This window comes from Streptomyces sp. NPDC005195 (assembly GCF_040608315.1).
In the GTDB taxonomy this organism is placed as follows: domain Bacteria; phylum Actinomycetota; class Actinomycetes; order Streptomycetales; family Streptomycetaceae; genus Streptomyces; species Streptomyces kaempferi.
The window spans coordinates 140,571-160,965 of the sequence record NZ_JBEXHZ010000005.1; the positions used below are offsets into that span (position 1 = coordinate 140,571).

Genomic DNA, 20,395 nt, shown 5'->3' on the forward strand with positions numbered 1-20,395 from the left:
CTCTTTCACCATCCCAGTTCGTTGGCAGTGGTCTCGGCGATCGCCGGGGAACAGGTCATTCCACGCCCGCCGGGCCCGGTGACGAGCCACACCCCGTCCCGCACACGCTGCCGGTGCACGACCCGGCTGGTGTCCGTGCACTGCGCGTACACCCCGGCCCAGCGGCGCCGGATCTTCGGCAGCGGACGTCCGAGGAAGGACTCGACGACCTCGGTGAGGTGGTCGTAGGGGTCTTCGAGGGTGTCGAAGGCGAAGGGGTGTTCGTACTCGTGGGTGTCGCCGATGGTCAGTCCGCCGTCCGCGCGCTGCACCATGAGCAGCTGCATCCGGTGCTCGGCGGCGGTCGGGGCCTGGGGCTGGAGCGTGTTGAGCTCGTCCAGGGCGGGGCTGCGGTAGGCGGGGTAGTACCGGAAGCTGTCGGCGTCGGCGACCGAGGTCGTGAGCGGCTCGCCGAGCGGGTCGGTCTGCATCATCTGCAGCCGTACGCGCCGCACGGGCAGCTCGGGACCGGCCAGCTCCCGTACGAGACCGCCGAGCCAGGCTCCCGTGCAGAGCACGACGACGTCACCGGTGTGCACGTCCCCGTGGTCGTCGCGCACGGCGTGCTCACCGATCACGTCCCGGACCTCGCGCCCCGGCAGGAAGGTGTAGCCCGGGGACCGCAGCAGCTGTTCGCGCAGGGCGAGCTGGGCGGTGCGGGGCTCGACGGCGGCGTCGCGCTCGCAGTACAGGGCGGCGTCGAACGTCCCCCGCAGCGCCGGGTTCACCGCGCGCGCCTCGTCGGCCGTGAACAGCTTGTAGCCGCGGGCGGCGGCGTCCGTACGGGCCAGGGCGGCCTCGGCGACGGCGAGCTCGCGCTCCCCCCGCAGCGGGGTCAGCGACCCGTTGGCACGGAAGCCGAGGCCGGGCACCCGCGCCCCGATCGACTCCCACAGTTCCCGCGCCCGCAGGGCGGTCTCGAGTTCCTCTCCTCCGGCGCGGCCACTCACCCAGATCTGCCCGAAATTGCGCAGCGAGGCCCCACGGGCCTCCGCCTCCCGCTCGATCTGGACGACCTCGTGGCCGCGCTCCACTGCGTGCCAGGCATGCAGGGTGCCCACCACTCCGGCTCCGACAACTATCACTCTCACGACGGCAACGCTCCTCGGTACGGGGGAATCGGAAGGGTCCGCACTGCATCCAGATGGTGAACTGCCCATCACGTTTGGGCTAGACCCGTTATCTTGTCGTTATAAAAAGGGGCGGGCCGGAGCCCGCCCGAACATGGCTCGAATCATCCCCCCAGGTGGGCCGTGAAGGAGAAGCGGTCCCCCCGGTACAGCGTCCGCACCCGCTCCAGCGGCCGCCCCTCCGTGTCCCGCGAGACACGGTGGATCAGGATCATCGGCAGGGCCGGCGGCGTACCGATGAGCAGCGCCTCGCGCGGGGTGGCCAGCACGGTCTCGATGCGTTCGTCCGCGTCGCCGAACGCGATCCCGAGCCGCTCGTGGAGGTACGCGTAGAAGGACGAGTCCGGCGTGAAGTCGCGGTCGAGGTGCGGTACGCGCGCCACGGCGACGTAGGTGCTCTCCAGCCCGACCCGCTCGTCGTCCGCGCGCAGCAACCGCTCCATGTGCCAGACGGGCTCGCCGCGCGTCAGCCCGGCCTCCGCGGCGAGCGTCTCGGGGCAGGGGAAACGATCGAGGCTGATCAGCGTACGGCCGGGGGTGCGCCCCTGCCGCCGGACGCCCTCGGTGTAGCTCGCGAGGGAGAGCGGCTGCTCCAGTTTCGGCCCCGCGACGACCGTCCCGCGCCCCTGCCGCCGCAGCTTCCCTTCGAGCAGCAGCTCGCGCAGGGCCTGGCGTACGGTCTCGCGGGCGACCTCGTACCGCTCGGCGAGGTCCCGCTCGGTCGGCAGGAGGCCGCCTTCGCCCAACTCCTCGATCAGCAGGGCGATGTGCGCCTTCACCGCGTAGTACTTGGGGATGCGGCCGTGCTCCGGGATGCCGGAGCGGACGGGGGCGCCGGGGGCCTGGTCGTTCGGGTAGTCCACGGGTGGGATCGTCGCAGACGGAGCGTGCGGCCGTGCCCGCGGGAGGGCTCAGCGGCGTTCGGACCGGGTCACGGACCGAAGACTCGGCGCCGTACGGACCAGGCCAGGACCGAAGACTCAGCGGCGACGGGACCGGGCCCGGCGGGCCATCACGAACAGGGCGACGCCGGTCGCGAACACGCCGATCACGCCCGCCACGCCGAATCCGTGCGGCGCGCCGGGACCGGTCTCGGCGAGCTCGTCCGCGGCGGAGACTCCGCCCCTGCCGCCGTCGCCGTCCGTGCCCCCGCCCGTACCGCCGTCGCCCGTACCTCCGTCGCCGCCGCTTCCGCCGCCGTCACCACCGCCCCCGCCCCCGCCGGTCGCCGTACCCGCGCCGGTACCGCGATCGCCGGTACCGCCGCTGCCGCCGCCCTGGCCGGGGGTGGCACTCCCTCCTCCGTCGCCGCCACTCCCCCCGCCGTCGCCGCCGCCGTTCCCCCCTCCGTCACGGCCCCCGCTGCCGCCCCCGCCGTCTCCCCCACCGCCGTCTCCCCCACCGGTGCCGCCGCCGTCGGTGCCGCCGCCGTCGGTGCGGCCCTGGTTCTCCGCGGTCCCGGGGACGTCGGCTTCACCGCCGCCGATCCGGAACCGGTAGTCGTTCGACTCCCCCACCCAGTTCCCGTCGTCGCCGCGCCGCTGGACGACCGCCGCGTTGGCGACGACGTCGTTCGGCACGGCGTCCGAGGTCACGGACAGCCGGACCTTCACGGTGAGCGTCCGGCCCGGCCCGACGGTGAACCCCGGGAACCCGTCGTCGAACGCCCCTACGTTCTCGTCCTCGTCGCTCCTCTCGAACGTGACCGGGTGCGGCTTCTCACCCTCGAAGAACTCCATCCGCGTCTGCTTCGGCCGCAGCGCCCGCTTGCCGTCCACCAGCACGACGACCGGATGGATGTCGTCGCAGGTGTGCGCCGTGGTGTTGGTCAGGTCGATGTACCAGGTCCCGAAGCCGCCGCCGGCCTCGAAGGTGCCGGGCCCCCCGTGGATCCGGGTCTTGACCGGGAAGGCGCGGGTGTCGGGGGCGGCACACGTGGGACCGGGGTCCGTGGGGGCGACGCGCGCGTGCGCGGGGGTGGGCGCGAGGGCGAGGGCGAGGACGAGACCCAGGGTGGGCGCGGCGGCGGCCGGGGCGGGCGGAAGGCGGTTCGGGACGGGCGGGAAGGACGGGCGCGGTCGCATGAAGGGCCTTTGCCGATCGAGGACGGTAGGGACCAGGAGCGTCAGGCGGTAACGGGCAACGGCACGCGAGACCCTGCCACTCCCACCCGGCGGCCCCGCGCCGCCACGCCCGCCCGTGCCCCGACCGGCCGCGGAAATCCCCTCGAACAGCGGACCGGCGCAGCGCGGAGGACGAGCGGGCGAGCGGGCGAACCCGCGCCCGTGCCTGCCGCTCAGGTCCCCGGTCCTCGCCGCCCTCGCCACCCCGGCGCCCTTGCCGCCTTTACCCCCTCAACCCTCTCCCCGCCCGAACAACGGGGCCAGCAACAACTGCGCCGCCCCCTCCGCCACCCCCCGCGCCCCGCCGGGAGCGACCCGCACCGGAACCGTGTCCGTGCCCTCCCGCCGGGCCCGCTCCCCCAGCACCGCGCCGACCCCCCGCACGAAGGCCTCCTGATGAGCCGCGACCGTACGGCCGCCGAGCAGCACCAGGTCGATGTCCAGCAACCCGACCAGATTCGCGGCCCCCGCGCCCAGCACGCGAGCCGCCTCGTCCACGGCCCCGCGTCCCACCGCGGCCAGGCACAGCGCCTCGACGCAGCCACGGTTGCCGCAGTCGCACAGGGGGCCGTCCAGCTGAATGACCTGGTGCCCGAACTCCCCCGCTCCGGTACGGGCGCCCCGGTGCACGGCCCCGCCGAACACGAGCCCGGCCCCGAGCCCGGTACCGAGATGCAGATAGGCGAACGCCGCCTCCCCGCTCGCGCGAACGCCGCCGCCGCTCCGGCCGCCCTCGTCTCCGCCGGCCCGCCCCCGGTCGTGGTCGCCGTAGCTGTCACCGGTGCGGTCGCCGGTTCCGTCACCGCGGCCGGTGCGGTCGCCGGATCCGTCACGGTCGCCGTAGCCGTCCTCGTAGCCGTAGCCGTCGCCGTCACCGAACCCGTCACCGCGCCCGGCCCCCGGTTCACACACCGGTCCACAGCCGCCCACCGCCAGTCCCAGCGCCGCCGCGTTGGTGTCCTTGTCCACCGCCACCGGCACCCCGAGCCGCCCCGCCAGCGCGTCCCGCAGCGGGAACCCGTCCCACTCCGGGAACCCCGTGACCCGGTGCAGCGTCCCCCGCGCGTGGTCGAGCGGTCCGGGCAGCGCGACGCCCACCCCCAGGACGGACACGCCGGCTCCCTCGATCAGCGCCTCGGCCTCCCGCGCCGCCCCTGCGACGACGGCCCCCGCCCCGGCCCCCAGACCGAGCGGCACCTTCCGCTCGCCGACCACCGCGCCCGCCAGATCGCAGAGCACCGCCGTCAGCTCGTCCCGGTCGAGGTGGAGCCCGACCGCGTGCCCTGCCTCGGGCACGAGTCGCAGCACGGTACGCGGCTTGCCGCCCGTCGAGGCCAGCTGTCCCGCCTCCGCCGCCAGCCCGTCCGCCCGGAGCCGGGCCGTGATCTTACTGACGGCCTGCGGGGTCAGCCCGGTGCGCTCGGCGAGTTCGAGGCGGCTGATGCCCGTCGTTCCCGCCGTGCGCAGCAGGTCGAGCACGAGCGCCCCGTTGTGACTGCGCAGGGCGAGCAGATTCGCCCCCGCCCCCTCGAGCCGCCCCGGCAGGCTCGCTCCCGACTCCCCGCTGGTCCTGTTCACGTACGCCATTGTCCCCCGCGCTTGCACTTTGGCAACAGCGTTGCGAAAGTGGAGCCATGACAGGAAGCACGACTGACACAGGTCCTGAAGCAGGTTCCGCCCCCGGCGCCCCCCTCCGCGTGGCCCTCATCGGCTACGGGCTCGCGGGCTCCGTCTTCCACGCCCCGCTGATCGCCGCGACCGAGGGCCTGGCCCTGGACACGATCGTCACCTCGAACCCGGAGCGGCAGGAACAGGCCCGCGCCGAGTTCCCCCAGGTGCGCTTCGCCGCCACTCCCGACGAGCTCTGGGCCCGCGCCGACGAGCTGGACCTGGTCGTCATCGCCGCTCCGAACAAGACCCACGTCCCGCTCGCGACCGCCGCCCTCGAGGCGGACCTCCCGGTCGTCGTCGACAAGCCGCTCGCCGGCACGGCGGCCGAGGCCCGGGAGCTCGCCGCCCTGGCCGACGAGCGCGGCCTCCTCCTCTCGGTCTTCCAGAACCGCCGCTGGGACAACGACTTCCTGACCCTCCGCAAGCTGCTCGACGAGGGCGAGCTCGGCGACGTATGGCGCTTCGAGTCCCGCTTCGAGCGCTGGCGTCCGCAGCTCAAGGGCGGCTGGCGCGAGTCCGGCGACCCGGCAGAGATCGGAGGTCTCCTCTACGACCTCGGCAGCCACGTCGTCGACCAGGCGCTCGTCCTCTTCGGCCCCGCGGCCTCGGTGTACGCCGAGGCGGTCGTCCGTCGTGACGGCGCCGTGACGGACGACGACACCTTCATCGGGATCACGCACACGAGCGGCGTCCGCTCCCACCTCTACGTCTCCGCGACCACCGCGCAGCTCGGCCCGCGCTTCCGTGTCCTCGGCTCGCGGGCCGGTTACGTGAAGCACGGCCTCGACCCGCAGGAGGCGCAGCTGCGCGAGGGCGGGCGTCCCGGTGTGAGCGCCGCATGGGGTGTCGAGCCCGAGTCCCTGTGGGGCCGGGTGGGTTCCGGCGAGTCCCCGCTCACCGGAGGCGGCGTACCCGAGCCCACGCTCCCGGGCGCGTACCCCGCGTACTACGCGGCGGTGGCGGCCGCCCTGCGCGACGGCGGACCGAACCCGGTCACCGCGCACGAGGCGGCGGCAGCGCTCGACGTGCTGGAGGCGGCGCACCGCTCCGCCCGCGAGAACACGGTGGTGGCCCTGTGAGCGCCCCGGACATCGCGGAACTGGAGGAGCAGGAGCGCCGGCTGGTGCTTCCCCGGTTCACCCACGACGACGCGTGGACGCTGGGCACGCTGCTCGTCGAGCTCGCCCGTGAGCGCCGCGCCCCCGTCGCCATCGACATCCGGCGGGGCGGCCAGCAGCTCTTCCACGCGGCGCTGCCCGGCTCGACCCCGGACAACGACGCCTGGATCGACCGCAAGCGCCGGGTCGTCGAGCGCTACGGCTGCTCCTCGCTCCTGGTCGGCACCCGCTTCCGCGCCAAGGGCACCACCTTCGAGGAGTCCTCACGCCTCGACCCCGACACGTACGCGGCCCACGGCGGCGCGTTCCCGGTCACGGTCGAGGGCGCGGGCGTGATCGGCACCGTGGTGGTCTCGGGTCTGCCCCAACTGGACGACCACGCGATGGTCGTAGAAGCCCTGACCCACTTCCTGACCCCCTAAACCGACGGCCCCCCGCGCCCCGTCAGGGACGCGGGGGGCCGTCGGGGACGCGGCCCCGCCCCTGGCGGAGCCCGTCAGGGGCGCGGGGAACTGCGCGACCAGCCCCCACCCACCCGCACCCGAACCACCGACCGACCGGGAAAGGCCAGGGGCGCAGCCCCATGCCTGTCAGGGGCGCGAGGAACTGCGCGCTCAACCCCCACCCACCCGCACCCGAACCACCGACCGCACCCCCATCACCTCACCCGGCGGAGCCCCTACGCATCGCCGAAGGTCTGCCGCTGCCGCCCCAGCCCCTCGATCTCCAGTTCCACGACATCCCCCGCCCGCAGATACGGCTTGGGCTCCGGCTGTCCCAGCGCCACCCCCGCCGGCGTACCGGTGTTGATGACGTCACCCGGGTAAAGGGTCATGAACTGGCTCACGTAGCGGACCACTTCGGCGACCGGGAAGATCTGCTCGGCCGTCGTGCCGTCCTGCTTGAGGTCGCCGTTGACCCACAGCCTCAGCGCCAGGTCCTGCGGGTCCACAACCTCGTCCGCGGTCACCAGCCACGGCCCGAGCGGATTGAACGTCTCGCAGTTCTTGCCCTTGTCCCAGGTGCCCCCGCGCTCGATCTGGAACTCGCGCTCGGAGACGTCGTGCGCGACCGCGTATCCGGCGACGTGGGCGAGCGCCTCCTCATGGGACGGCAGATAGCGGGCGGTACGTCCGATCACCACCGCCAGCTCCACCTCCCAGTCGGTCTTGACCGACCCGCGCGGCACGAGCACGGTGTCGTGCGGCCCCACCACCGTGTCCGCCGCCTTGAAGAAGATCACCGGCTCGGCGGGCGGCTCGGCCCCGGTCTCCCGGGCGTGGTCGTGGTAGTTCAGGCCGATGCAGACGACCTTGCCGATACGGGCGAGCGGCGGCCCGACCCGCAGCCCCGCCGCGTCCAGCACGGGCAGTTCGCCCGACTCGGCGGCCGTACGGATCCGGCCGAGCGCCGCGTCGTCGGCGAGCAGCGGCCCGTCGATGTCCGGGACGAGACCGGACAGGTCCCGGAGGGTTCCCTCGGTGTCGAGCAGCGCGGGCCGCTCCGATCCCGCCGTACCGACTCGCAGCAGCTTCATGGTCACAGTCTCCCTCGATCGCGGGCAGCCGCCCGATGGGTGCAGCCATCGGAGGACTGGTCGATCCTCCAAGGTGCGCGTCCAGTCCGCAATACCCGGTTCACGGACTGGACCGCCCGCCACCGTCACCCCGTCCGCCCGGCCCGCACCCTCAGGGGTACAGCAGCGCCCGCTCCACCGCGCTCCACGTCGTACTGGTCACGACGTACAGCGCGGCCGCCAGCGGCACCAACGCCACGGTGAGAAGCGTGAAGTAGGAGAGGAACGGCAGGAGCGCGCCGACCGCGCCGAGCCCGGGGAGCTGCTGCTCGCCGCCGGCCTCCGGCGTCGCGGCGGCCGTCGTCCGCTTCGTACGGCGGTAGTTGAAGGTCGCGACCAGCGCGACCACCACGAACAGGCCGAGATAGAGCAGCCCTTGGGCCCCGATCACTCCGCCGTCCCCGAGTGCGTCCGCGTACCGGTGGCCGAGCGGCGCGCCGAACAGCCGGTGGTTCAGCAGCCCGTTGGGGCCGTCGCCGAGCGTCGTGCTGGAGAACAGGTGGTAGAGGAGGACGAAGGCAGGTATCTGCAGAAGACCGGGAAGACAGCCGGCCAGCGGCGACACCTTCTCCCGCGCGTGCAGTTCCAGCAGCGCCTTCTGGTACTTCTCCGGGTCGCCGCCGTGCTTCTCGCGCAGCTCGGCGACCCGTGGGCGCAGCGCGGTGCGCGCCCGCTGCCCCCGCGCCGACGCCCGGGACAGGGGGTGCACGAGCAGCCGTACGAGCGCGGTGATGAGAACGATCGCGGCGGCGGCCGCGGAGGCGTGGAACAGCGGCTGCAGCAGGTCGGCGACCTGCTCGACCAGAGCGCCGAAAGCGGACATGAAGGGGGACATGAGGGTGGACATGGAGGAGCCCTCCGAGGGTCTCGTCGTGCCGGAGTCGAAGCAGATGACGGCATGACGACCCGCGTGGGCCACGTCGGTCGTACGGAAGGTGCAGAGCGTACGGAAGGGGGTGCCGTGGCCTACGCGGTGGTCGCCGGGAGGGCGGACCCCGGTGCCCGGGGACGTCTGCGCCCCGCCGCGTCGGGATCGCGCTGCGGCAGGAAGGCCGTACGGTGCTCGCGGTCACGCAGGGCCGTTCGGACCCTCGTACGCGGCACGACGGGGGCGCAGCGCGCGGCGAGGACGGCGCAGACCACGAGGGCGGAGCCGGCCGCCGTGGTGGCGGCGAAGGCGACGGTGACGGCGGCCGAGAGGCCACCGGCGTCGAGCAGGACGACCTCGGCGAGGAAGAGGAGGACGAGGGGCAGCGGATGAGGGAACGACGCGACGGCGAAGCGCACGGTCGCCCGGCGACGGATCATCGGCCGCTTCCCCCTCTCGCACATCCCCAGGTCCCGCCGGGCCGGGGTCGAGTCCGGGGCCCGGCACCCTTTCGACGTCCGGGAGGGGGCGAATGGTTCCGCGGTGCCGGGGTTCCGCGGAGGGCGCGTTCGCGGCTCCTGACAGCGGTGCTTCTCCAGGACGCCCGGATCCCGCGGGGACCTGACGGGACTCACCGGGGCTTCATCGACCGCAGCTTCCCCCACACCACCAGGCGGTACGTGGAGGTGTACTCGGGGGTGCAGGTGGTGAGGGTGATGTAGTAGCCCGGCGAGCTGTAGCCGTAGGACGGCCGGACGGTACTGCGCGGCACCCGGCCGATGACACCGCCGTCCCGCGCGGAGGTCCGCGGCAGCGTGCTGTCGACGGCGTACGTGAAGACGGCGGACGCCGTCTCGACGCGCACGGTGTCCCCGGGCCGCAGCCGGTTGATGTACCGGAACGGCTCCCCGTGGGTGTTGCGGTGACCGGCGAGCGCGAAGTTCCCGCCCTGGCCCGGCTGTTGGGAGCCCTGGTAGTGGCCGACATACCCCTTGTTGAGGACGTCCCGCTTGCCGACGCCCTCGGCGACGGGGACACGGAGGCCGAGACGGGGAATGGTGAGGACGGCGTACGCCTGGGACCAGCGGGGTGCGGCGGCGGGGGTGTCGGTGGACCCGGCCCCTCGTTCGCGCTCCGGGGACCTGGCGCTCCCGCCCCCGGCCTCCGTCTCCGCCCCTTCGGCCCCCTCCGCCCCTTCGGCTCCCTCGGAGGGGCCGGCCGGTCCCGGCGTCCCGGGTGCGCCCCACTCCCGTTCCAACGCCCGCACCGCGCGATCGGCGTTGTGCTGGGCCTGCCGGTTGGTCCACCACAACTGGTGGACGACGAGGAGCAGGAGGACGACGCCGACGGTGACGAGAAGTTCGCCGCCGGTCCACAGGACGCGTCTGCGCAGGGCACGCCGGCGCAGAGTGCTGTGCCGCACCACGGGAACCCGCACGCGCACCTCTCCTCACCCCGGCCCGTACGCCTCAGCCCGGTACGTACCCCTCAGCCCGGTACGCCCGCCGGCCGCGCCGGGGCCCGCACGATAGGGCGCGCCCGTTCAAGTCACCAGCCCTGCGGGCCTCTTCACGTCCGAGCCGCTTCGTACAGCGGTTTTAGAAAGGGCTGTCGCAACCCTCGACAACCTCACGCGCCACACCCGATGCTTCCTGAGGGCATCGGCGGGACCGGTGCCCTCGACCGGACGGGCCAACGCCGCGCGGACGCACGGCAGTTGAGCGGTACGGAAAGGTGGAGAGCCGTGATCCGACGCAGAACCCTGCTGGCCGCAGCGGGCGGTACGGTCCTCGGTGGCGCCCTGGCGACAGGAACCGCGCACGCCGACGCGACCATCGCCGTCAACCCTGCCACCACATACGGGACATGGGACGGCTGGGGCACCTCGCTCGCGTGGTGGGCCAATGTGTTCGGGGCCCGGGACGACTTCGCGGACCTCTTCTTCACGACCAGGTCGGTCACCTACAACGGCACCACGCTGCCCGGCCTCGGTCTGAACATCGCCCGCTACAACCTCGGCGCCTGCAGCGCGAACGGCGTGGGCGGCGAGACCATGGCCGCGTCGCCCAACATCCCCGGGTACAAGCAGATCGAGGGCTACTGGCAGGACTGGAACAACGAGGACCCGGCCTCGTCGGCCTGGAAGTGGACGGCGGACGCCACCCAGCGCGCCGCCCTCACGAAGGCGACCGCGCGCGGCGCGGTGAGCGAGCTCTTCGCGAACTCCCCGATGTGGTGGATGTGCCTGAACCACAACCCGTCGGGCGCGTCCGGCGGCGGCAACAACCTCCAGTCCTGGAACTACCGCCAGCACGCCTCGCACCTGGCCGCGGTGGCCCTGTACGCCAGGAACAACTGGGGCGTGAACTTCTCGACGGTGGAGGCCTTCAACGAGCCGTCCTCCAACTGGTGGACGGCCACCGGGACCCAGGAGGGCTGCCACGTCGACGCCTCCGTCCAGTCCGCCGTCCTGCCCCACCTGCGCGGCGAACTCGACCGGCGCGGCCTCACGGGCACCCGGATCTCGGCGTCCGACGAGACGAACTACGACGTGGCGCGTACGACCTGGAACTCCTTCGGCTCGACGACGAGAGCGCTGGTCGACCGGGTCAACGTGCACGGCTACCAGGGGTCGGGCGGCCGCCGCGACCTCCTCTACACGGACGCCGTGACCAACGGCGGCAAGGCCCTGTGGAACTCCGAGTACGGCGACGGCGACGGCACCGGCCTCAGCCTGGCCGGCAACCTCCTCCTGGACTTCCGCTGGCTGCACCCGACGGCCTGGGTCTACTGGCAGGTCATGGACCCGACAGCGGGCTGGGGCATGATCAAGTACGACGAGAGCACCCTGACGGCCGGCGCGGTCGAGACGAAGCTCTATGTGATGGCCCAGTTCAGCCGCCACATCCGCCCCGGAATGGCGATCATGGACACCGGCGTGGACTACGCGGTGGCGGCGTACGACGCGACGGCGAAGCGCCTGGTGATCGTCGCGGCGAACAAGTCCACGTCCGCCCAGACCCTGACCTTCGACCTCTCCCGCTTCACCACGGTGAGCGGCTCCACCGGCGGCCTGGTCGCCCGCTGGAACACGGTCACCGGCGGTGGCGGTGACCTCTACACCGCCCACTCGGACACGCGTCTGAACGGCAAGTCCCTGAGCGTGCCGTTCGCGGCGGGCGCGGTCCAGACACTGCAGGTCGAGGGCGTGGTGGCCTGAGCACGGCCCGCGGCCGGTCACCCGCCACCGCCACCCGCCACTCGTGTCGCCGCCTCCCCTCCTCTCCCCCGTGAACGGGTATCGGCCGCCCGCGCTCACCCTCTGGCCAGCGGATCTCTCCATTTCGTAAGGCGGCGGCAGTACGGTGTCACCCATGCGCCCCGACACGCCTGCCGAGAACGTCGACCACACCGCCGAAGCCGCACGCCTGGAGCGGACCGCCGGCCTCTACCCCGAGGACGCCGAACACCTGCTCCTGCAGGCCGCGGCCCACCTCGAACTGGCCGGCGACCGCCCCGGCGCCAGCGCACTCTACGACCGCCTCCTGGCGTCCTCGACGCCCCTGGAGCGCCCCCACCTGGTCCGCGCCCTGAAGGCGTCGAACCTGTGGGAGTACGGCCACGAGGCGGAAGCCCGCGCGATCATCGACGGAGTGCGCGCCGCGTCCCCGCGCGACCCCGCGCCCTGGGTGATCGTGGCGGAGGCACTGGAGTCGCACGACGAGCTGGAGGCGGCGCAGGAGACGTTCACGGAGGGCGCGACGCTGCTCCTGGCGGACGTGACGGACCCGCCGTACGCCACCCGCCCCATCCTCTTCGGCCGCCACCGCGTCCGCCGCATGCTGGGCGTCGCCCACGACGACTGGGACGCCCTCGCGGACACCCTCCACTCGTCCCCCGTCTCGCTCGACGAACTCCACGACCCCAAGCGCGTGTGGTCACTCGGCTCGGAGAACCCCGCGGAGCTCCAGGCGGAGATCAGCCGCCTCCGCGCCGAACTGGGCGCCCACCGTGAGGCCCTCTCCCGCCCGTTCCCGGTCGCGGTCCTGCACTGGCCCGCCGACGAACTGACGGAACTCCTGGCCGCGTATCCCTCCCTAGCCGTGGAGTACCCGTCCCACGAGGAACACCTCGCGACGATAGAGGCGTCCCTGCGCGAACTGTCCGCCTCCGGCACCCCGAACCTGGGCATCGTCACCGGCACGGTCCCGTCCTACGAGGCCTTCTCCGCCTCGGAGGCCTCGTCCCCGTCCGACACGACCCTCCTCCCCCAGTACGCGACAACCCTGGCAGCCCGCGGCCGCGCGACGTCCTGGCCGCCGCAGCGGGGGGTTGTCTGCTGGTGTGGGGCGGGGCGGGGGTATGGGGAGTGTCATGGGGTGTCCAACTAACCGAAGGAACCGTACGGGCCGAGACCTGGGGCGCCATGCTTCTTGGCGGCATCGGCATGCTCCTTCGCTGATGGAGCGACCTCATCGACCTCTGACGGCGACGAAACCCACGCAGGCCGCTCTGTAGCACCAGGATCTGGAGTGCTCGCAGAAAGGCTCACGGCTCTCCCCCGCCGGGGCCTTCTGTCAGATGACCTTAAACGGTCTACTCCTGGAGAGCGTCAGGTAGGCACTTCAGATCGAACTGGCAGATCTTGATTTCACGCCCATCTGGTGCGAGCGACTTCGAGACTGCCGTACGGATTGCTGTGATCTCATACAGGCCGTCATACCTGTAGTCGTCATTAAGCGAGTACTGAGGATCTCCTTCATAGCCGCGAATTACACGAATGGGATGCTTGCGCTCATAGCTGAGCTTTAGAGCAGCATTGTCCGTATACGACCACGATTGACTACGCAGAAGTCGCCCGTCATTGGCCTTGTCCTGGCCCGGCGAGGCCCCCGTGTACCTCACCCACGTTCCATGGTCCTCGTCATCCTCATACCCGCCGTGCAGCACGATGGCGTCCCCAACCTTGCTGCCGTCCTTGTCTATGAGCCACGAGATGCCGTTCTGGTTGGTTCGGTGCAGCTTGGCTCGCAGCACGTCTACCCGCCGATGGAAGACAGCCCCACGAGCTACGCCTTCGATACGACCGATGACCCGTTCGATTTCCATGTCGCCATACTGGAGCAAAGTCGATCGCTCAAGCCGAACCTCCGTTCAGAGTTGACCGATACTGATGCATGGACCGTCGAGGTCAGCCCTCCGTCCCGGCTGTCAGTGGCCTCTGTTACACATGGCCACAGCTATCTGAGCAACCGAGGGGATCTGGGTGTCCGAGTCGGGGGATCTGACGCAGCCTGCCGCGGGGGTGTACGAGGAACTCATCACCGTGCGCTTCGAGCAGAAGTTGAAGGAGTTCGCGAGCCTCGGATGGCATCCGGTGAGCGGCAGGGTGGGGGCCGAGTCAGTTCCTCATGTCCTGGCAAGACACATCGCCCGGACAGTACGTCGTGTACTTCAGAGCCTTCCTCCGGAGGAGCACGTATACGCGGCGAACCACATCTTGGAGTCCATCAGCACACTTGAGGGGGCCCAACAATGGGTGGAGCTGGTCGCGGATGGGCCCCGCCAACTCCTAGCATTGACCCGGCAGGAGGCACCTGGAGTCTTCGCTGTGCGCCCCGGTATCCCGCTCTCTGACACGGCGCTCATCACCAACTCGCCCGACGATCCAAGCCTCGGCTTTGAACTCCGCGCCGAACTCGCCACCGCTGACCAGGTCGACCTGCTCTGCGCTTTCGTGAAGTGGCACGGCCTACGCATCATCGAGCAGTCCCTGAAGGCTGCCCACGAGCGGAACGTGCCCATACGCGTCCTCACAACGACGTACATCGGAGCGACCGAGCGGCGTGCACTGGATCGGTTGGTGCGAGAGTTCAACGCCGAAGTCAAGGTCAACTACGAGACGCGCTCCACTCGACTCCACGCCAAAGCCTGGTTGTTCCGGCGCCGCAGTGGCTACGACACGGCATACGTCGGTAGCTCCAACCTCTCCAAAGCCGCCCTGCTCGATGGGCTGGAGTGGAACGTTCGACTATCTTCCATTGCTACTCCGGACGTGGTGCGAAAGTTCGAGGCGACCTTCGAGGCGTACTGGAGCGACCCTTCCTTCGAGCCCTACAACCCTGATACGGACGGAGCCCGCTTGCAGGAGGCGTTGGCCATCGCGGGAGGCACGTCCTCAGCGGAGCGACGGATCACCCTGTCTGGTCTCGAGGTACGGCCCTACGCACACCAGCGCGACATGCTGGAGCGACTCGAAGTTGAACGCGCAGTTCATGACCGACACCGGAATCTGCTCGTGGCTGCAACGGGCACCGGCAAGACCGTCATGGCAGCTCTCGACTACAAGCAGCTACGCAAGAAACACGGCCGAGACGTGCGACTGCTCTTCGTCGCCCACCGCAAGGAGATCCTGCAGCAGTCACTGCGGACCTACCAAGATGTCTTGGTGAACCCGAACTTCGGCGAGTCTCTCCACAGCGGAGAGATCCCCGAGCGATGGACGCATGTCTTCGCCAGCGTCCAGTCGCTGAGCGCCGGGACACTGAACCGACTCGCCCGTGATCACTTCGATGTGATCGTGATCGATGAGTTTCATCACGGAACCTCACCGACGTACCGGAAGATTCTCGATCACTTCCAGCCGTTGGAACTGCTGGGATTGACAGCAACCCCTGAGCGCATGGACGGCAAGAACATCCAAGATGAGTTCTTCGACGGCCGCATCGCTGCCGAGATGCGACTATGGGAAGCCTTGGAAAACGATCTCCTCAGCCCATTCCACTACTTCGGGATCAGTGACAACACCGACCTGAATGCGGTGGAATGGAAGCGCGGAAGTTATGACGCTACTGCTCTAAGCAATGTGCTCACGGGTAACGACGCGCGGGCCCGGTTGGTCGTGAAGGCGGTCCAGGAAAAAATCGCCGAGCCTGGGAATATGCGAGCCTTGGGATTCTGCGTCTCGGTGGCACACGCACACTTCATGGCAGAGTACTTCCGGAGGGCTGGCCTCCATGCCGTTGCTCTGTCTGGCGAGACCCCCGCCGACCAGCGCGATCAAGCACTGACTGATCTCCGGTCGGGTTCACTACAGGTAATCTTCTCGGTCGACCTCTTTAACGAGGGTCTCGACATTCCCGACGTTGACACCCTGCTTCTACTCCGCCCCACTTCCAGCGCGACCGTGTTCCTGCAGCAACTCGGCCGAGGTCTCCGTCGCACTGAGGACAAAGCCGTGCTGACCGTGCTGGACTTCATCGGTCAACATCGTAAGGAGTTCCGCTTCGAGAACCAGTTCAGAGCATTGACAAACCTCACTCGTAAGCGGCTCCTCGACAACATCGAGCATGACTTTCCGCAACTTCCTTCTGGCTGTCAGATTATTCTCGAAGAGAAGGCAAAGAAAGTCATCATCGCCAACATAAAGGAGCAGATTGGCGTCAACGTGACGGCTCTTGCTAGAGAAGTCGCAGACTACGCCGAGCCGAGACTGAGCAAGTACCTTGATGAGAGCGGGCGGGAGCTAAGGGAGCTCTACCGCGGCAACGGGAACTCGTGGACTGGGTTGCTCCGCCGTTCCGGACTCCTGAAAAGAGAGGCGCCCGAAGGCGAGGTCGCACTACTCAAAAGAGTTTCCGCCTTCCTTCACGTAGACGACCCGTTGCGCGTTTCCGCGTACACGCGACTTTTGGCAGATGACGCCCCTGATTACAGCGCAATGGATGAACAGGGGCAGGCTCATGCCCGTATGCTGTTCTTCCAGCTTTGGCCCCTCGGTGGGATCACCCGGAAGGGCTTCGCGAGTTATGACGCCGGATTTGCGACGCTGCGCCACCAGCACGCCGTGCGCGACGAACTCTGTCAGGTGTTGGCGTACAACCTCGCCCACACCGAGCACGTCCCCATCCCGCTGCTCGGGGTGGGCGGGAAGGTCGGCATTCCACTGACGGTGCACGCCTCCTATAGTCGAGAAGAGATCCTTCCCGCACTCGGTCAATCCTTCATCGGCGGTTTCATGCCAGGTGATTTCCGCGAGGGAGTGAAGTGGTGCGAGTCGATCAAGACAGACGCTCTCCTGATCACCCTGGACAAGGATGAGAAAGATTTCTCCCCACAGACCCGTTACCACGACTACGCGCTGAGCGAGACACATTTCCACTGGGAGTCCCAGAACCAGACCTCAGCCACTTCCCCTACCGGCCTCCGCTATCAGAACCACGCCAGCGAGGGTAGCCACGTGTTGCTTTTCGTTCGCCGCTACAAGAGCACTGATATCGGCGGAGCCCAGCCATGGATGTTGCTCGGCCCCGCCAAGTACGACAAGCACAAGGGGAGCAAACCAATGGCGATCACCTGGAAGTTGACGCACAAGATTCCGGCGGACGTTTGGACATACTCCGCAATCACTGCGGGTTAGTAGCAACTCATAGTCGATCTTCCCCTGCACACGCTTCTGCCTCGAAGTGCATCTGCGCGCGCTCCAGCGCCTCGTCCACGTCACGACCGTGCGCTTGCAACCAGTAGAGGAGGTCGGTGATGGCGACGACTGCCGTCTCCGCTGTCATGGAACCCCAGGGCGAGGTACCCGCATGCCCGGCCGCCCTCGGCGAGCCATAGGCACTGAGGAGGGCACCCGCTCTTGCCACGCGGGCACCGCCAGTGTGGCCGTTGGGGGAGTGCAGACTGGTCGCCAACTCGCACCAGGTCACCTTCCGGTCGGCCTGGAGTTGGACGCCCCATCGATCGGCCATCGCGTCGACGAGCGCCATGCCACGGCCGCCTTCGCAGTCAGCGCCGGCGTCCAGGAGCGCCGGGAGAGCCCTGGTGTCGGGGTCGTGGACTTCAATGCGCAGGTGAGTGCCGCGCATCGAGACGGCCAGCGTGGTCGGCGTGCCCGGACCGACATGCGTGATCACGTTCGAGACGAGTTCGCTGACGCAGAGCTGGGCTGTATCAGTGGCTTCCTGTAAGCCCCAGAGCTCGAGGTGCAGCCGCACGACGCGGCGAAGTGCTGCCACCTCTTCCGGCTCTGCCGCAAAGGCCAAGTCCCACGGCTTCCGTGACATGCACGCCTGCTGGATCACCGAGACCCCTCTCATAGACGGCGACGCCGACCCCACCCGATCGACGGAGCGTCACGCGCACTCACCCTGAGTGGCGTCGTCCGTCAGAATGACGGCTGCGAATCCCTTCGTGCAATGTGCACGGCGGGATTCCCACTTACGAGTGATTGGCAAGGACACCCCTTGGCGAAAGACTGAACGCCCGTTATCAGGAGAGGGGTTGGGATGGCCGGATCGCCGACTGCACGTCGTCGACGTCTCTCGATCGAGCTGAAGAAGCTCCGCGAGCAGAGTGCGCTGACCTGCGCACAGGTCGGTGCGGCGCTGGACTGGAGTGGTTCCAAGGTCAACCGGATGGAGACGGGCAGCGGAAGGATCCAGCCGTCCGACATCGATGCCCTGTGCCGGTTCTATACCACCAGTGACGAGCTGCGTGAGTTCCTGAAGGCACTGGCCCGGCAGGCGAAGACTCGGGGTTGGTGGCAGGTGCACGGCGCCGGAGTTCCGGAGTGGTTCTCCATCTACATCGGTCTGGAGCAGGACGCCTCCACGTTCCGCCAGTACCAGTGCGAGCTGTTGCCGGGGCTGATGCAGACCTCGGCGTACGCCGGTGAACTCCACAGGACCGGCGCACACCTCTCCGCCCAGGACATCGACCGTGCGGTGCGGGTGCGGATGGAGCGACAGGCGATGCTGACGCGGCCCGGCGGTCCCGACGCCTGGTTCATCGTGAACGAGGGCGCGTTGCGCAATGTCATCGGGGATCGAGCACTCATGCTCGATCAGCTCGAACGCCTGCTGGAATCGGTCGAGTTGCCCAGTGTGACCCTCCAGGTCCTGCCCTTCGACTCGGGCACCTACCCGGCGACCGGTTCGTTCACCCTGTTGGGCTTCCCCGACCAAGAGGATCCGGACCTCGTTTATCGGGACGGCATCACCGATGCCGTGTACCTCGAAGGCGAGCATCATGTGCGTGAGTACACGAGGGCCTTCGACGGACTGCGAGCGGCGGCTTTGAGCCCTCGGCGCTCCACCGAACTGATCGAGACCGTCCTCAAGGGGTACGCGAGATGAAAGCCACACTGTCCATGGCCACCCACGCCTCCGCCTGGTTCACGTCCTCGTACAGCAACGGCGCGGGCGGCGAATGCGTCGCGTGCGCACGTGACGTGGGCAGTGTCCTCGTGCGTGATTCCAAGGAGGCCGGTGGGCCCGTCGTCGCCTTCCGCCCGCACCCCTGGCAGTCCTTCATAAACGGGCTGGAAGGGATAGGACGGTTGGAGGGCGACCGCAGGTCAGCCGTCCGTCCGCGCTAGCCTCGGTGCGTTCGGCCGGCACAGGTAGGTGCAGGCACAGGCACGCCCAGGAGGCAGCGATGGCGAAGATTCCGGCCGCGGTGGTGGCCGCCGGTGGGCTTGTCGGGGGGTACGGCGTGGCCCGGTGGACGAAGAAGCGGCAACTGGGCGGGGTCGTGCTGGCCGTCGCGGGGGCAGCGGCCGCGCGGCAGTGGCGGGAGCAGGCCGGCGGGAAGGCGGCCGGGGCGCTGACCGTCGCGTACGTCGCCGCCTTCGCCGGGTCGCACCCGCTGGCCAAGAAGGTGGGCGCCTGGCCCGCGGTGTTCGGAGTCGCCGGCGCCGTCGCCCTCGCCTCCTGGGCCGTGGCCGACCGGCGCGCCTGAGCACCGAGCCCGAGCACGAAGCACGGAGGACAGCGCGCAGCGCGACCGCACCTCCGCGTCAGGAAACCCGCTCCTCCGCCCCCTGAAACGCCCGCCGGTACGCGTACGGGCTCGTCCCCACCACCCTTTTGAAGCGTTCGCGGAAGGCCGTCGGGGAGCCGAAGCCCGCCTGGGTCGCGATGCGTTCGACCGGGTACGTGGTCGTCTCCAGGAGGTACTGGGCGCGGCGGACCCGGGCGCGGTGCAGCCACTGCAGGGGTGTGGTGCCGGTCTGTTCGCGGAAGCGGCGGTTGAGGGTGCGGGTGCTCGTGCCGGCCCGGGCGGCGATGTCCTCCAGGGTCAGGTCCCGGTCCGCGTTCTCCTCCAGCCAGCCCAGCAGCGGTTCCATGGTCGCGCCGGCCGGTGCCGGTGGCTGGGCGTGGACGATGAACTGGGCCTGGCCGCCCTCCCGTTCGAGCGGCATCACCGAGAGCCGGGCCGCGTGCGCCGCGACGGCCGAACCGTGGTCCCGGCGGATCATGTGCAGGCACATGTCGAGGGCCGCTGCCGCGCCCGCCGAGGTGAGGAACTGGCCGTTGTCGACGTAGAGCACGTTCGGGTCGACGGTCACGGCGGGGTGCAGGGCCGCCAGGTCGCCGGCCGCGATCCAGTGGGTGGTCGCGCGCAGTCCGTCCAGCAGACCGGTGGCGGCGAGGACGAAGGCGCCGACACAGATCGAGGCGATCCGGGTGCCGTTAGCGGCCGCCGCGCGCAGCGCCTCGGCCACCCCCGGCGGGAGCGGGGCGGTGGGGTTCTCGGTTCCGGGCAGGATGATCGTGTCCGCCTCGGCCAGCGCCTCCAGGCCGTACGGGGCGCGCAGCGTGAACAGGCCCGCACCGACCTCCTGGCCCGCCTCGACCGAACAGACCCGGATGCGGTAGGCCGCGCGGCCGGCCGGCAGGCGTGCCCGGCCGAAGGCGTCGATCGGGGCGGAGAGGTCGAACGGGATGACCTGGTCGAGCGCCAGTACGGCAACGGTGTGCATGGCCAGAGCGTAGGCATACGGCGGATTACAGCCAAGGGATGGTCCAAGGGCGCGTGGCCGCGGGTGTGCACGGGCGCTCCCCCTCTGCTGCGGTGTGGGCCAC

At 69.9% G+C, this 20,395-nt stretch carries 18 protein-coding genes and 1 pseudogene; 8 read left to right on the forward strand and 11 right to left on the reverse strand.

Features of this window, described 5'->3' with window-relative positions; genetic code table 11:
* Window positions 1-5 precede the first annotated feature (5 nt).
* From ABZV34_RS08445 to ABZV34_RS08460, 4 genes and pseudogenes are all read right to left on the reverse strand, one after another.
* Entirely contained in the window at window positions 6-1,130 is a 1,125-nt protein-coding gene (locus tag ABZV34_RS08445; protein WP_356272567.1) for a TIGR03364 family FAD-dependent oxidoreductase, read from the reverse strand.
* A 143-nt stretch (window positions 1,131-1,273) separates the two neighbouring features.
* Window positions 1,274-2,032 (reverse strand): GntR family transcriptional regulator, encoded by a 759-nt coding sequence (locus ABZV34_RS08450; RefSeq protein WP_356272569.1) that lies wholly within the window; start codon window positions 2,030-2,032, stop codon window positions 1,274-1,276.
* Between the two features lie 621 nt (window positions 2,033-2,653).
* Window positions 2,654-3,253, reverse strand: a pseudogene (locus tag ABZV34_RS08455) (hypothetical protein); the annotation flags it as partial.
* Window positions 3,254-3,523: 270 nt separating this feature from the next.
* The gene (locus ABZV34_RS08460; protein ID WP_356272571.1) at window positions 3,524-4,879 is read right to left on the reverse strand and encodes an ROK family transcriptional regulator; all 1,356 of its coding nucleotides are present in this window, start codon (window positions 4,877-4,879) and stop codon (window positions 3,524-3,526) included.
* 47 nt (window positions 4,880-4,926) lie between these two features.
* On the opposite strand from ABZV34_RS08460, the gene ABZV34_RS08465 reads away from it, so the two are divergent.
* Both ABZV34_RS08465 and ABZV34_RS08470 read left to right on the forward strand, forming a co-directional pair.
* A complete protein-coding gene (locus ABZV34_RS08465; RefSeq protein WP_356272572.1) occupies window positions 4,927-6,042 on the forward strand; it encodes a Gfo/Idh/MocA family oxidoreductase in 1,116 nt (371 codons plus the stop codon).
* Window positions 6,039-6,503 carry a heme-degrading domain-containing protein gene (locus ABZV34_RS08470; RefSeq protein ID WP_356272573.1) on the forward strand — a complete coding sequence of 155 codons (465 nt, stop codon included), beginning with the start codon at window positions 6,039-6,041 and terminating at the stop codon, window positions 6,501-6,503. Before ABZV34_RS08465 ends, ABZV34_RS08470 begins: the two co-directional genes overlap by 4 nt.
* A 257-nt stretch (window positions 6,504-6,760) precedes the next feature.
* Here the strand turns inward: ABZV34_RS08470 and ABZV34_RS08475 are convergent, their stop codons facing one another.
* From ABZV34_RS08475 to ABZV34_RS08490, 4 genes are all read right to left on the reverse strand, one after another.
* Window positions 6,761-7,618 (reverse strand): fumarylacetoacetate hydrolase family protein, encoded by an 858-nt coding sequence (locus tag ABZV34_RS08475; RefSeq protein ID WP_356272574.1) that lies wholly within the window; start codon window positions 7,616-7,618, stop codon window positions 6,761-6,763.
* 151 nt (window positions 7,619-7,769) lie between these two features.
* Window positions 7,770-8,480, reverse strand: a complete 711-nt coding sequence (gene yidC / locus ABZV34_RS08480) for a membrane protein insertase YidC (RefSeq protein WP_356272832.1) — start codon at window positions 8,478-8,480, stop codon at window positions 7,770-7,772.
* 143 nt (window positions 8,481-8,623) lie between these two features.
* The gene (locus ABZV34_RS08485; RefSeq protein WP_356272575.1) at window positions 8,624-8,965 is read right to left on the reverse strand and encodes a DUF6412 domain-containing protein; all 342 of its coding nucleotides are present in this window, start codon (window positions 8,963-8,965) and stop codon (window positions 8,624-8,626) included.
* Between the two features lie 191 nt (window positions 8,966-9,156).
* On the reverse strand, window positions 9,157-9,963 hold the full coding sequence (locus ABZV34_RS08490; RefSeq protein WP_356272577.1) for a class E sortase: 807 nt from the start codon (window positions 9,961-9,963) through the stop codon (window positions 9,157-9,159).
* A 306-nt stretch (window positions 9,964-10,269) separates the two neighbouring features.
* Here ABZV34_RS08490 and ABZV34_RS08495 point away from each other — a divergent pair, with 306 nt between their 5' ends.
* Both ABZV34_RS08495 and ABZV34_RS08500 read left to right on the forward strand, forming a co-directional pair.
* Window positions 10,270-11,745 carry a glycoside hydrolase gene (locus ABZV34_RS08495; RefSeq protein WP_356272579.1) on the forward strand — a complete coding sequence of 492 codons (1,476 nt, stop codon included), beginning with the start codon at window positions 10,270-10,272 and terminating at the stop codon, window positions 11,743-11,745.
* A 154-nt stretch (window positions 11,746-11,899) separates the two neighbouring features.
* Entirely contained in the window at window positions 11,900-12,916 is a 1,017-nt protein-coding gene (locus tag ABZV34_RS08500) for an SEC-C domain-containing protein (RefSeq protein WP_356272581.1), read from the forward strand.
* A gap of 205 nt (window positions 12,917-13,121) precedes the next feature.
* Here ABZV34_RS08500 and ABZV34_RS08505 read toward each other — a convergent pair whose 3' ends face one another.
* Window positions 13,122-13,634, reverse strand: coding sequence for a YDG/SRA domain-containing protein (locus ABZV34_RS08505; RefSeq protein ID WP_356272583.1), 513 nt, complete (start codon window positions 13,632-13,634; stop codon window positions 13,122-13,124).
* Window positions 13,635-13,791: 157 nt separating this feature from the next.
* Between ABZV34_RS08505 and ABZV34_RS08510 the strand changes: the two genes are divergently transcribed.
* Entirely contained in the window at window positions 13,792-16,944 is a 3,153-nt protein-coding gene (locus ABZV34_RS08510; RefSeq protein ID WP_356272585.1) for a DUF3427 domain-containing protein, read from the forward strand.
* 7 nt (window positions 16,945-16,951) lie between these two features.
* Here ABZV34_RS08510 and ABZV34_RS08515 read toward each other — a convergent pair whose 3' ends face one another.
* Entirely contained in the window at window positions 16,952-17,593 is a 642-nt protein-coding gene (locus tag ABZV34_RS08515) for an ATP-binding protein (RefSeq protein WP_356272834.1), read from the reverse strand.
* 222 nt (window positions 17,594-17,815) lie between these two features.
* Here ABZV34_RS08515 and ABZV34_RS08520 point away from each other — a divergent pair, with 222 nt between their 5' ends.
* Genes ABZV34_RS08520 through ABZV34_RS08530 form a run of 3 tightly spaced genes read left to right on the forward strand, consistent with a single transcriptional unit; the run spans window position 17,816 to window position 19,268 of the window.
* Window positions 17,816-18,664, forward strand: coding sequence for a helix-turn-helix transcriptional regulator (locus ABZV34_RS08520; protein WP_356272587.1), 849 nt, complete (start codon window positions 17,816-17,818; stop codon window positions 18,662-18,664).
* Window positions 18,661-18,906: a DUF397 domain-containing protein gene (locus ABZV34_RS08525; protein WP_356272589.1), complete on the forward strand. Its 246-nt coding sequence runs from the start codon at window positions 18,661-18,663 to the stop codon at window positions 18,904-18,906. Before ABZV34_RS08520 ends, ABZV34_RS08525 begins: the two co-directional genes overlap by 4 nt.
* A gap of 59 nt (window positions 18,907-18,965) precedes the next feature.
* Window positions 18,966-19,268, forward strand: a complete 303-nt coding sequence (locus ABZV34_RS08530) for a hypothetical protein (protein WP_356272591.1) — start codon at window positions 18,966-18,968, stop codon at window positions 19,266-19,268.
* 58 nt (window positions 19,269-19,326) lie between these two features.
* On the opposite strand, the gene ABZV34_RS08535 is transcribed toward ABZV34_RS08530, so the two are convergent.
* Entirely contained in the window at window positions 19,327-20,292 is a 966-nt protein-coding gene (locus ABZV34_RS08535) for a helix-turn-helix domain-containing protein (protein WP_356272593.1), read from the reverse strand.
* Window positions 20,293-20,395 lie beyond the last annotated feature (103 nt).

What these genes read in the sequence shown, in the direction of transcription:
- ABZV34_RS08460 (WP_356272571.1), bottom strand. Translation starts at nt 4,879, where the DNA reads ATGGCGTACGTGAACAGGACCAGCGGGGAGTCGGGAGCGAGCCTGCCG.
- ABZV34_RS08465 (WP_356272572.1), top strand. Translation starts at nt 4,927, where the DNA reads ATGACAGGAAGCACGACTGACACAGGTCCTGAAGCAGGTTCCGCCCCC.
- ABZV34_RS08475 (WP_356272574.1), bottom strand. Translation starts at nt 7,618, where the DNA reads ATGAAGCTGCTGCGAGTCGGTACGGCGGGATCGGAGCGGCCCGCGCTG.
- yidC (WP_356272832.1), bottom strand. Translation starts at nt 8,480, where the DNA reads ATGTCCGCTTTCGGCGCTCTGGTCGAGCAGGTCGCCGACCTGCTGCAG.
- ABZV34_RS08485 (WP_356272575.1), bottom strand. Translation starts at nt 8,965, where the DNA reads ATGATCCGTCGCCGGGCGACCGTGCGCTTCGCCGTCGCGTCGTTCCCT.
- ABZV34_RS08500 (WP_356272581.1), top strand. Translation starts at nt 11,900, where the DNA reads ATGCGCCCCGACACGCCTGCCGAGAACGTCGACCACACCGCCGAAGCC.
- ABZV34_RS08505 (WP_356272583.1), bottom strand. Translation starts at nt 13,634, where the DNA reads ATGGAAATCGAACGGGTCATCGGTCGTATCGAAGGCGTAGCTCGTGGG.
- ABZV34_RS08515 (WP_356272834.1), bottom strand. Translation starts at nt 17,593, where the DNA reads ATGTCACGGAAGCCGTGGGACTTGGCCTTTGCGGCAGAGCCGGAAGAG.
- ABZV34_RS08520 (WP_356272587.1), top strand. Translation starts at nt 17,816, where the DNA reads ATGGCCGGATCGCCGACTGCACGTCGTCGACGTCTCTCGATCGAGCTG.
- ABZV34_RS08525 (WP_356272589.1), top strand. Translation starts at nt 18,661, where the DNA reads ATGAAAGCCACACTGTCCATGGCCACCCACGCCTCCGCCTGGTTCACG.
- ABZV34_RS08530 (WP_356272591.1), top strand. Translation starts at nt 18,966, where the DNA reads ATGGCGAAGATTCCGGCCGCGGTGGTGGCCGCCGGTGGGCTTGTCGGG.
- ABZV34_RS08535 (WP_356272593.1), bottom strand. Translation starts at nt 20,292, where the DNA reads ATGCACACCGTTGCCGTACTGGCGCTCGACCAGGTCATCCCGTTCGAC.